Below are 10,646 nucleotides of genomic sequence, written 5' to 3'. Positions count from 1 at the left end.
TACTGCATCTGCTGACAATGAAGAAAGTTTACCTGAAGAAGACGAAGAAAGCAACGGCTTTGGGGGTGGTGGCAGAAAATCGGGACGAAACGGAAATTCTGCATTGAATAGTTACCGTAATGCACAAAGCACACTGGGTTCATTCTATCAGGACAACAATTCGGAAACAATGGAATTGCGTAAGCAAGTGGACGAACTAAAAGCAAAGTTGTCGGAAAAAGATGTGCCACCTGTGGCCACCGTTGACGACCAACTCAAATTAATGGAGAAATCCTATGAAATGGCAGCAAAGTATCTTCCCCAAAATGCCAATACCGGAAACGCTGCTCCTGCCATCGGTGCAACTCCTGCTGCTGCGGGTGCTAACCAAAAAGAGCAATTTGTATCGTTCACACCAACAAGAAAGAACATTGTATCAGCCTTGTACCGTGAACCGTCGGACAGTGCCTTTGCAGCCGATTGGAGCCAAACAAAAAACAGGGGGTTCTATACCGCAGGTTCTACTGAAGAGGTGGTACAGCCTAAAAACAGTATCAAAGCCTGTGTACACGAAGCCCAAACGGTAGTTGGCGAAACGGGTGTGCGTTTACGCCTGTTAGAGCCTGCCAAAACCCCGCAACGTACCATCCCCAAAGGAACAATTGTAACGGCTAATGCCAAATTTCAGAATGGCAGGTTACAATTAAAAGTTACTTCGGTAGAACTGGAGGGCAATATCATCCCGGTAGATATTACTATTTATGATTTGGACGGACAGCAAGGTTTATATGTTCCGTATTCGCCTGAAAGAAATGCGGTTACGGACATTGTAGCCAATATGGGCAATGCCACAGGTTCGAGCTTCAGTATGAGTTCTACTCCTGGACAGCAAATTACTTCTGACCTAAGTAAAAGTGCAGTGCAAGGTATTTCGGGCTATTTCGCTAAGAAAGTAAGAACGCCAAAGGTTGCACTCAAAGCAGGCTATCAGGTCTTTCTTGTATCTAAAAAATAATGTTGAACTCAAATAAATAAAACAATGAAAAATCATTTAAAAACCTTTTGGGCTATTGCCCTTATACTCGGCTTTGCTGCACAATCTAATGCACAGGACAGCATCAGAACACCACTTGCATTGGGCAAGATAGAGCCGTACCGTATGGAAGTTACCTACGATAAAACCTCGCACCTGATTTTCCCGACTGCCATTCGTTACGTGGATTTGGGCAGCGAATACCTTATTGCAGGGAAAGCCGAAGATGCGGAAAACGTGTTGCGTGTAAAAGCATCTGTAAGGGACTTTGAGCCGGAAACGAATTTTTCCGTTATTACGAATGACGGACGTTTTTATAGTTTCAACGTGTATTACAGTTCCTACCCGGAGGCAATGAGCTATGACCTGCTCACGATGCAAAAAGCGGTGGATAAAGCCAAAGGTAACGATGTGCTTTTTGAAGAACTGGGCAACAATTCGCCGTCACTGGCAGGCTTGCTTTTGGAAACCATTTACAAGAAAGACAAACGCATTGTAAAGCATATCGGTGCTAAGAGTTTCGGCATTCAGTTTATCCTAAAAGGGATTTACATACATAACGGCAAATACTATTTCCATACTGAATTGAGAAACCGTGCCAATGTTCCTTTCGAGATTGATTTCATCAATTTCAAAGTAGTGGATAAAAAGGTAGCTAAACGCACCGTAGTCCAGGAACGCCCTTTAACTCCTTTGAGAACTTACAAGCCATTGGACGGTATTTCCGGAAAATCGACCGAACAAAATGTGTTCCTGTTAGACCAGTTTACCATTGCCGATGATAAGGTACTGCTGATTGAGATTTTCGAGAAAAACGGTGGCAGGCATCAAACATTGCACGTCGAAAATTCCGATTTAATCAAAGCCCGTTTGATTGACGATATGCACCTGAAATTTTAATAACCCTTTAAAGCAAGAATATGAAAAAGTATATCTATACCGTGCTGTTTGTCCTGATAGGCATCACGGCTGCACAGGCGCAAAGAATGCTGCCGAAGCAGAAAGGATTGGAAATAAGTGCAGGTGTATTGTCCGATGATAAGATTGGCAATGATTACTACATCAGCGCAGCAATGACGGTAAACGGTAAGAATGGTAACTATCAGCTTTGGGCGTTGGAATATACCCACCAGTACCACGGGTATAAAGACCTCCGCATACCGCAGGAAACCTATTCCGCAGAGGGCGGTTACAGCTTCTTTTTGTTGGGCGATGCCCGTAAGAACATCACGCTGAATTTCGCCGTAACAGGTGTGGTCGGTTACGAAACCATCAACCGGGGCGAAACAATGTTGTACGACGGTGCGAAGATATTGAGCGAAGATAATTTTATCTACGGTGCAGGCGGTCGCCTCACTTTTGAAACGTACCTGTCCGACCGTTTTGTATTAGTCCTGCAAGGGCGTACAAAAATCCTTTGGGGTACGGATTTACAACAGTTCCGACCGTCAGCAGGTGTGGGATTAAGGTTTAACTTTTAAAACGTAAAAACGATGATAGCAATATTCAATAAATTCAGAACGGGGCTACTGCCACTATATGTATTCCTGACAATCCTCACAGCTTCGGTTACGTTGGTATCTTGCAGCAAAGATGATGACCTCGAAATACAGAACAATTTTCCTTTCGAGGTCAATGTAATGCCAGTGCCTAAAGATGTTGCAAACGGGCAGACCGTAGAAATACGCATTACCATACAGCGTATAGGCAATTACAGCAATACGCAGTATTTCCTCCGTTACTTTCAATTTGACGGGCAGGGAACATTGCAATACTACAACGAACCGCCGTATCAGCCCAATGACCTGTACCAATTACCAACGGAGCAGTTCAGGCTGTACTACACTTCAACGTCTGCCGTTTCACAGTCTTTTGACGTTTGGATTTCGGACAGCTTCGGGAATGAAAAGCAGATAACTTTTCAGTTTAACAGCAGCGATTAAGAGCAGTATTTCAATTCAAAAAAAAACGGCTTATCTGATTGGTAAGCCGTTTTTAATTTTCAGCCGGGCAGTGTATTTCAAAAGAAATAATTTCTTATCCTTGTAATCTATTTCAGTGTTGAGTAAGGTTTTATTTCCATAAACAATGAAAGAGGCTTGCCTTTTGGGGTAAGCCTCTTTCGCATTTAATTCACATCGTTTACAGGCTGAAAAAAATATTTTTCGTAAATTCAAACAGTGGAAATAAAGTGTTTTTGTTATGGTCGCATCATTGGTTATAGGTATCATATTTTTGGTTGCAGGCTTGGGACTTCGTTACTGGATTAACCGCAGGAAGTTTTACAGGCGCAGCCCTATGGGAGCAGAGGGTTTCTCATCTTATGAAAGTTCGGTTTTCATTAAATTGATTGAAAGGGTTGGTAAATGGATAGCTTACGCACTGATTATTTTCGGTCTGTTGTCACTGTGGGTTTATTCCCGTGAGAAAAAGGAAAAACAGCAGCCTGAAGTAAAAACCGAACAATCTCGATAAAAAAACTATTCGCTTTAACTACCTCCACAAGATTTGTGAGCTAACGCAATTAATTTTTATTTAACTTTGTATGGTGAAGTTTATATCTTTAATATTAGCCGCCTATGTATTGCTTTTATCAGCAGTACCGACTTTTATTGAGGATAAATGTATGCAGAAGCATACTACCGAACAAGGACAAAACGGACAGGATGACCAAGATTGTAATAAGGGATGTTGCTCGCCTTTTTTTAGTTGCAACACCTGTACAGGATTTGTTTTAACTACTTTTCATTTCTCTATTGTCCATTCAGTAAAAGAACCGCAACGGAAGTTAGGAAATATGCTGACCCCACCTGTTTCTGATTTTCCATTTTCCATTTGGCGTCCCCCGCAACTTGCTTAATGTATAATGCTTTCAGCACAAATTAATTAAAAAGCGATGTCTTTGCATCGTCATAGCTTATTTATATACATTAAGTATCATTTTTACAATGAAAAAAATACTCATTGTGTCATTTTTTATGGCACTCAACCTTTGTGTATATGCACAAAATACATTAAACATTGTTGTAAAAAACAGTGAAACAAAAGAACCCTTGATTGGTGTAACAACATCTATAAAAGGCACCTCAATTGGAGGAACCTCGAACGAAAAAGGACAGATTATATTATCGAATATTCCTGATGGAATACAGGAGATACATTTTAGCTACGTAGGCTTTGAAGAGTTTATTGAAAAAATAGAATTTCCACTAAAGGATACCAATGTTATTGAAATTCTGCTCAAAGAAAATTCAGAGGAATTAGAGGGTGTTGTAATTACATCTACCCGAAGTACAAGAAGCATACAAAATATTCCTACACGTATTGAGTTTATTGGAAGTGAGGAGTTGGGAGAAAAAGGGAATATGAAACCGGGAGATATTCGTATGCTTTTGGCAGAAAGTACAGGTATTCACGTACAAACTACGTCGCCCACAAGTGCCAATGCGAGTATCCGTATTCAGGGACTTGACGGACGATATACACAAATCCTTAAAGACGGTTTTCCGATTTATTCGGGAGCTTCAAGTGGTTTGGGCTTATTACAAATTCCGCCACTTGATTTAAAGCAGGTTGAAGTTATCAAAGGCTCAACTTCTACACTTTACGGAGGTGGAGCAATAGCAGGATTAGTCAACTTGATTTCCAAAACGCCAACTGATGAAAGAGATTTACGCTTTCATATCAACGGAACATCAGGGAGAGGTTTAGACATTAATGGTTTTTATGGGCAAAAATTCAATAAAATTGGAACAACTATTTTCGCTTCGCACAACAGAAACGGAGCTTATGACCCTGCAAAAATTGGTTTTTCCGCCATTCCAAAGTTTGAACGCTTCGTATTGAACCCTAAATTATTTGTTTACTTCAATGATAAAACGAAACTGAATTTTGGCATCAATACAACCATAGAGAACCGTTTGGGCGGCGATATACTTTACATCAAGGGCAAAGGGGATAATACGCATCAATATTTTGAAGAAAACAAAACACAACGCTATTCCACACAATTTGTTTTTGACCATTTAATTAATGAAAACAGTTCTTTTCAAATCAAAAACAGTGTAAGTTATTTTAACCGCAATACGGCTATTCCCACTTACGAGTTTGAGGGAACGCAAACAGCCACTTTTACGGAAGCTAATTATACTTACAGCAAAGAAAAGTCAGAATGGGTAACAGGCGTTAATATTTGGACGGACAATTTTAAAGAAAAGCAGATTACAGTATTTCCGTTAAGAGATTATAGCCAAACCACATTTGGGGCTTTCGTCCAAAATAATTTTAAAGCTACGGATTGGCTTCAATTGGAAGCAGGTTTAAGAACGGATTATGTTATAGATTATGGGGCTGTATTCTTGCCAAGAGTATCGGCGCTATTCCATATTGCAAACGGATTAACATCAAGGATTGGCGGCGGATTTGGATATAAAACACCCACTATCTTTACCGAAGAAAGCGAACGCTTACAATATCAAAACGTAATGCCAATTAACAATAAAACCAATAAACTGGAAAAAAGTTATGGTGGAAATGCAGATATAAATTACCGCACTAATATTGGCGATGGTTGGTCATTCAGTATCAATCAATTATTCTTTTATACCTATTTGAATAATCCTCTATTACTTGAAAATCCATCAGCTAATCTCTATCAATTTGTAAACTCTACTGGTTACATCCATACAAAAGGAACAGAAACCAATATCAAAATCGGTTACGATGATGTGAAATTATTTTTAGGGTACACTTATACAGATGCACAGTTACACCAAAATGCAACAACTACCGAAAGCCCGTTAACCCCAAAACACCGTATTAACTCGGTTTTAATGTATGAAATCGAAGACAAATGGAAAGTTGGTTTAGAAGCCTACTATTTCAGCCCGCAAAAGCTGAACGATGGAACAACAGGAAAAGACTATTGGACTTGTGGATTTATGGCTGAAAAGATTTGGGAAAGGTTTTCGTTATATGTCAATTTTGAAAATTTCCTTGATACAAGGCAGACACGTTTTGGCAACATTTATACAGGTACAATTAGTAATCCTATATTTAAAGACATTTATGCACCATTGGACGGATTTGTCATTAATGGCGGAATAAAATTTAGACTTTAAGAAGATGAATAAAACCATATTCAATATAACTAAAATGGATTGCCCAAGTGAGGAGCAATTAATCCGTATGAAATTGCAGGATTTCGATATGGTAAAGTCATTGGAATTTGATATTCCCAGTAGAAAACTAAATGTTTACCATAGTGGAAAACCAGAGCCGATTTTTTCGGCTTTGGAAACATTAAACCTGAATACGTCATTGATTTCAACTGAAGAAAGCAATGCAGTTCTTGAAACAGATACAAGCAATGACCAACGGAAACTACTTTGGACTGTACTGATTATCAATTTCGTTTTCTTTGGATTGGAAATGTTGTTCGGTATTTTTTCCAATTCAATGGGATTGATAGCAGACAGCTTGGATATGCTTGCAGACAGTATTGTTTACGCTTTGGCATTGTTTGCTGTTGGGGGTACGATTGCAAGAAAAAACAATATCGCCAAATTTGCAGGTTACTTTCAAATTCTGTTAGCCGTTATCGGTTTTGTTGAAGTTATCAGACGTTTTATCGGAATAGAAGCGATGCCTGATTTCAAAACAATGATTGTTGTTTCTGTTTTGGCGTTGATTGCAAACGTACTTTGTCTTTATCTATTACAAAAGAACAAAAGCAAAGAAGCCCATATGCAGGCTTCGATGATTTTCACTTCCAACGATGTTATAATCAATTCGGGTGTTATCATTGCGGGATTATTGGTCAATTGGCTCAATTCGAGTTATCCGGATTTGATTATTGGGGCAATTGTATTCGTGATTGTGGCAAGAGGTGCATATAGAATACTGAAGTTGGCAAAATAAAATAGCAGCAAATCATAGCCCCGAAATTCGGGGCTTTTTTTGTACCAAATCTTACTACTAACGCCAAACGCTGCCTTTCAAAGCCAAATCCTGCAACATTCTCCAACGCTGCAATAAGCCTTTATAAATTCGACTTCCACAGCAAAATTGAGCAAACTATGGAAGTAATCACAATACAAAAGTCCGTACTGGAGGGAATGAAAAATGAGCTGAAAGCACTTTTGGAACTGACCGAAAATGCTACGAAAAAATACACGCCAATTTTCAAAGAAGAAAAATGGCTCGATAACCAGGAAGTGTGTCTGATGATGAACATTACCAAGCGGACTTTGCAGACGTATAAGGACAAAGGACTATTGCCCTATTCCCGACTGAACCGTAAGAATTATTATAAACGCTCGGATGTACAGGCTTTGCTCGAAGCCGGACAGCCGTACAATACCGTTGAAAATGGATTTATTCGAGAATGACGAAATCATTGCCCATCAGGAAATGATAACGCTGCTAAGAACCCGTATCGAAAGTATATTGAAAAATTACCGTCCTGTAATGAACGGGGAAATATACCTGTCGGGCGAAGATGTGTGTAAGCTGCTCCATATCAGCAAACGAACTTTACAGCAATACCGTGATGACAATATCCTGCCGTATATACAGATAGGCGGTAAGATTATTTATAAGGAAAGCGATATTCTGACAATACTTGAACAGAATTATATTTCACAAAAAACAGTTTGACTGTAATCTTTTTTGTACTATATGCAGTCAAAAAGGCACGAGTTTAGTCTCTTTGTTGTCGAAAATATAGAAAATACTTAAAGTGTTTTTGCTTTAAGTCCCACATTGAAAACTGGTAATTTTTAGACAACGGGACAGATAAGTAAGAACGCTCACGTCAAAAGGCGTGGGCGCTCGCTTATTCGTTGTCGGGCATACCAGTGCCTCAATGTGCGGTAAGTGTAGTTGCCTGCGCTCTTTTTTTGTGCCAGGCATCCACAACCTAAAACATTAAGGCTATGGAGAATGAGCATATTTTTTACCCCGAATTTGACTATCCTGCATCCCATCTATCTGCATTCACTCTCTGCATTGATGTTTTTATCGTATCTCTTAAAAACGGGGAAATTGTTCGTTTCAAGCCTCACGAAATAGCACACTTTAAAGAATGGCTTAATCATTTTAAGGTCAGGGACATTACGGTTAATAATGGCTTACCTCACGTTGACAGAACATCTGATTTATCTAAGTCTAAATACGGATTTTTCAATTTTATCAAAAGAAGAAAATGGGTAAAGAAAAAATAATTAAGATAGGAATGATAGACGACCACGACTTACTTAGGAAAGGTATCTGCGATTTTATACGGGACGACGATAATTTTGAAATCGTATTTGAAGCGGAAAACGGCAAATTAGCACTGAAAAAAATGGAGCAAATGGAAGTTATTCCCGATATAATGGTTGTTGATATAAATATGCCTGTAATGAATGGTTTTGAAACTGCTAAAGCATTGCTTGAAAAATATCCGCAAACCAAAATCTTGGCTTTTAGTATTAACGATGATGTGCAGGATGTGGTTAAAATGCTTAATAGCGGGGCAAAAGGGTATATCCTGAAAGGCGCAGACCCCGAAGAACTCAAAAAAGCCATCACGGTACTAAACGACGGAGGGCGTTATTTCAGTGCAGGTGTAGCTGAAGTAGCAAAAGAATATTACAAACAGTTTCCGCAATAGCAGGTTTCTTTGTTACTTTCTTTTCCGCTGAACTCACGAAAGAAAGTAATCACTCTAATCTAATTATGGGATAACGAATATCCCACGCAATAACGCTGCAACCTGTTTGGTAAAATGAAAAGGATTTGTAAGGGTGCATTTTGCTAAAGGGGATTGCACCAATTTAAAGCAAAAAGACTGCCCGACCATCGGGAGGATCTGTCTTTTTGCCGCCCGACTTTTCGGGTCAGGCGGCTTGTATTAGTTAATCGTTTTTAAATACTCGTAGTATCTTTCCGTTATATCCTTTCCTTTCCTGAAAGTGTCATTGGTATAACTGTAATGCTCTTCAAAAAACTTAACTTCTTTAGTGGTAAGGTCTATTAAATAGCGGTAATATGCGTTTATCCGCCTTTCATCCATCGTGCAATACTCTTTAAGCATTAAGAGTTCTTGCTCGCTGTTATCAAGGGATAACAAGGGCAAAAAAAGCCTTTCAACGATATAGCCCTGTTCGGGTGCGCTGCTGCTGTCGGCAACGCATACAAGGGATTTACCGTTACTCAATTTGATGTGAAGATTTGAACGTGTCATAATTTGAAATTTGATTTTTCTGATTAAGCAATTAATTGGGTTAATAAAAATTCTTCCGTCCAAAATTCTTCGCTCGTATGCTTCCCGTATGCTGTATAGTAGCCTGTACCGTTTGCCCTTAATACAAGCCTGTAACAGTCCAGTCGGTTTTCAGGTACGGTAAACGTTTCCTGCTCTTGCTCGTCAAGCTCCACAAATATCCATTCATTACCGTTTAGCAATTCTTCAATATTCGGGTTGTCGTTTTCGCCTGTCCTATAAAAATCTACTGCTGTATCATAGTAATTCATTGAGCAGAAAGAGTGATTGCCCTCTAACGGCTTAACTAATGCAAGCCGTTTTGCCTGTTCTGTTTTCCATTCTTCGGATAGGTGGATAATTGCAAACTCGCAATTATCCCATTCGCTGTTGGCTTTAACCAAAATATGTGCTGTCGCTTTATCTGATAGTTTCATCGTTCTAAATTTTAATGGTGTTTAATTGATTTTCGCTTTTACGCTCTAACAAAGTGTCGAGTATTTCCCATTCGCTGTCGTACTCTGTTCCCTCAAAATGGTAGGTGTCCGTTTCCTCGTCTAATTCATAGCTGTCAAAGTCCTGGCTATCTAAACAGGTATCCGTTAGTATTCCTTCTTCAAATATTGCCTGACCATATACTAAGCATCCTAATTCCTCATAGTCCTGTGTGAAATTCACTTTGAAATGTTCGGCTATCTGCTTAACGGCATCCGTATTTGGCGACCATTTTGTTTCATACTGGAATACACCCGCACTTTCATTGTCCTGACTGATATTGTAGAAATAATCTCCGTGCGTGTCCTGTACGAAATGGGGTAAATGCCCGCAGTTGTCTTTCTGTTCCTGTTCAGCCATTGATTTGAATAGCTGTGTTATCTGCTCTATTGCTTCGGCTGTTCCCTCAAAAACAACCCAGTTGTTGCACCAATTAGCCATAATTATTTATCGTTTAAGGTTATCTGTAAAAATTTGTCGTTCCCGAAAAGCAGGTGTATCGCCTGTTTTAATTGCGGGTCGCATTGTGCATCCTCTGTATATTCAATCAGGCAGTGGATAGCGAAAATTGAATTGTGTCCGTCAAAAAAATGGTCTGTAAACCAGTTCGGGCGTTTCCAAAGTGGTTCATTCTTGTCTATGCCTTTTTGTGCATTCTGCACAAGCCTGTACCAAAATTCAGCGGTAAAAAATCCCTTTTGATACCAACCCTCACGAAAGGCGGTTTCATTTTGCAGGAAGTAGTCGCATTGCGTTTTTATAGCGTTTTGCAGGTTCTCCAGTTCTGCGGGAAACAATTTGCACAACAAGCCCGCTTTATCGAGGTTGTCCATTTTATCTAATGCTTTCATATCTTTTGTTTTTAGTAGGCGACCACCTTTGCAGGCAGTCGCC

Annotated in this window: 16 protein-coding genes; 12 read left to right on the top strand and 4 right to left on the bottom strand. The window is 39.5% G+C overall.

The window, feature by feature from the left end; genetic code table 11:
- The 12 genes from traM to JHJ32_RS19080 form a co-directional block, all read left to right on the top strand.
- Nucleotides 1-994, top strand: a 994-nt coding sequence (gene traM, locus JHJ32_RS19135; RefSeq protein ID WP_200122052.1) for a conjugative transposon protein TraM, incomplete at its 5' end; no start/stop codon positions are given.
- Between the two features lie 24 nt (nt 995-1,018).
- Nucleotides 1,019-1,912 carry a conjugative transposon protein TraN gene (traN, locus tag JHJ32_RS19130; protein ID WP_066436433.1) on the top strand — a complete coding sequence of 298 codons (894 nt, stop codon included), beginning with the start codon at nt 1,019-1,021 and terminating at the stop codon, nt 1,910-1,912.
- A gap of 20 nt (nt 1,913-1,932) precedes the next feature.
- The gene (locus tag JHJ32_RS19125; RefSeq protein ID WP_013632611.1) at nt 1,933-2,493 is read left to right on the top strand and encodes a conjugal transfer protein TraO; all 561 of its coding nucleotides are present in this window, start codon (nt 1,933-1,935) and stop codon (nt 2,491-2,493) included.
- Between the two features lie 12 nt (nt 2,494-2,505).
- Complete coding sequence (locus tag JHJ32_RS19120; RefSeq protein WP_200122051.1) at nt 2,506-2,955, top strand: DUF3872 domain-containing protein; 450 nt, start codon at nt 2,506-2,508, stop codon at nt 2,953-2,955.
- Nucleotides 2,956-3,214: 259 nt separating this feature from the next.
- Complete coding sequence (locus JHJ32_RS19115) at nt 3,215-3,487, top strand: molybdenum ABC transporter permease (RefSeq protein WP_066436434.1); 273 nt, start codon at nt 3,215-3,217, stop codon at nt 3,485-3,487.
- 70 nt (nt 3,488-3,557) lie between these two features.
- Nucleotides 3,558-3,872 carry a hypothetical protein gene (locus JHJ32_RS19110; protein ID WP_013632608.1) on the top strand — a complete coding sequence of 105 codons (315 nt, stop codon included), beginning with the start codon at nt 3,558-3,560 and terminating at the stop codon, nt 3,870-3,872.
- Between the two features lie 88 nt (nt 3,873-3,960).
- Nucleotides 3,961-6,132 carry a TonB-dependent receptor gene (locus JHJ32_RS19105; protein WP_013632607.1) on the top strand — a complete coding sequence of 724 codons (2,172 nt, stop codon included), beginning with the start codon at nt 3,961-3,963 and terminating at the stop codon, nt 6,130-6,132.
- Between the two features lie 4 nt (nt 6,133-6,136).
- Entirely contained in the window at nt 6,137-6,931 is a 795-nt protein-coding gene (locus tag JHJ32_RS19100; RefSeq protein ID WP_013632606.1) for a cation transporter, read from the top strand.
- 158 nt (nt 6,932-7,089) lie between these two features.
- Nucleotides 7,090-7,401 (top strand): helix-turn-helix domain-containing protein, encoded by a 312-nt coding sequence (locus JHJ32_RS19095; RefSeq protein ID WP_066436440.1) that lies wholly within the window; start codon nt 7,090-7,092, stop codon nt 7,399-7,401.
- Entirely contained in the window at nt 7,382-7,669 is a 288-nt protein-coding gene (locus JHJ32_RS19090) for a helix-turn-helix domain-containing protein (RefSeq protein ID WP_066436443.1), read from the top strand. Before JHJ32_RS19095 ends, JHJ32_RS19090 begins: the two co-directional genes overlap by 20 nt.
- A 278-nt stretch (nt 7,670-7,947) precedes the next feature.
- Nucleotides 7,948-8,235 (top strand): hypothetical protein, encoded by a 288-nt coding sequence (locus JHJ32_RS19085; RefSeq protein ID WP_091520313.1) that lies wholly within the window; start codon nt 7,948-7,950, stop codon nt 8,233-8,235.
- A complete protein-coding gene (locus tag JHJ32_RS19080; RefSeq protein ID WP_103905093.1) occupies nt 8,217-8,666 on the top strand; it encodes a response regulator transcription factor in 450 nt (149 codons plus the stop codon). Before JHJ32_RS19085 ends, JHJ32_RS19080 begins: the two co-directional genes overlap by 19 nt.
- Nucleotides 8,667-8,906: 240 nt before the next feature.
- Here JHJ32_RS19080 and JHJ32_RS19075 read toward each other — a convergent pair whose 3' ends face one another.
- From JHJ32_RS19075 to JHJ32_RS19060, 4 genes are read right to left on the bottom strand one after another with little or no spacing between them, the layout of a single operon-like run.
- Entirely contained in the window at nt 8,907-9,239 is a 333-nt protein-coding gene (locus JHJ32_RS19075) for a penicillin-binding protein (RefSeq protein WP_066436448.1), read from the bottom strand.
- Nucleotides 9,240-9,262: 23 nt separating this feature from the next.
- On the bottom strand, nt 9,263-9,694 hold the full coding sequence (locus JHJ32_RS19070) for a hypothetical protein (RefSeq protein ID WP_200122050.1): 432 nt from the start codon (nt 9,692-9,694) through the stop codon (nt 9,263-9,265).
- Nucleotides 9,695-9,698: 4 nt separating this feature from the next.
- The gene (locus tag JHJ32_RS19065) at nt 9,699-10,193 is read right to left on the bottom strand and encodes a hypothetical protein (protein ID WP_066436455.1); all 495 of its coding nucleotides are present in this window, start codon (nt 10,191-10,193) and stop codon (nt 9,699-9,701) included.
- A 2-nt stretch (nt 10,194-10,195) separates the two neighbouring features.
- On the bottom strand, nt 10,196-10,603 hold the full coding sequence (locus JHJ32_RS19060; protein WP_066436456.1) for a hypothetical protein: 408 nt from the start codon (nt 10,601-10,603) through the stop codon (nt 10,196-10,198).
- Nucleotides 10,604-10,646 lie beyond the last annotated feature (43 nt).

Origin of the sequence: Parapedobacter sp. ISTM3, from assembly GCF_016533505.1 — a bacterium.
In the GTDB taxonomy this organism is placed as follows: domain Bacteria; phylum Bacteroidota; class Bacteroidia; order Sphingobacteriales; family Sphingobacteriaceae; genus Parapedobacter; species Parapedobacter luteus.
The sequence above is the reverse complement of the archived record's forward strand: the minus strand, read 5'-3'. Positions and strand labels throughout refer to the sequence as shown.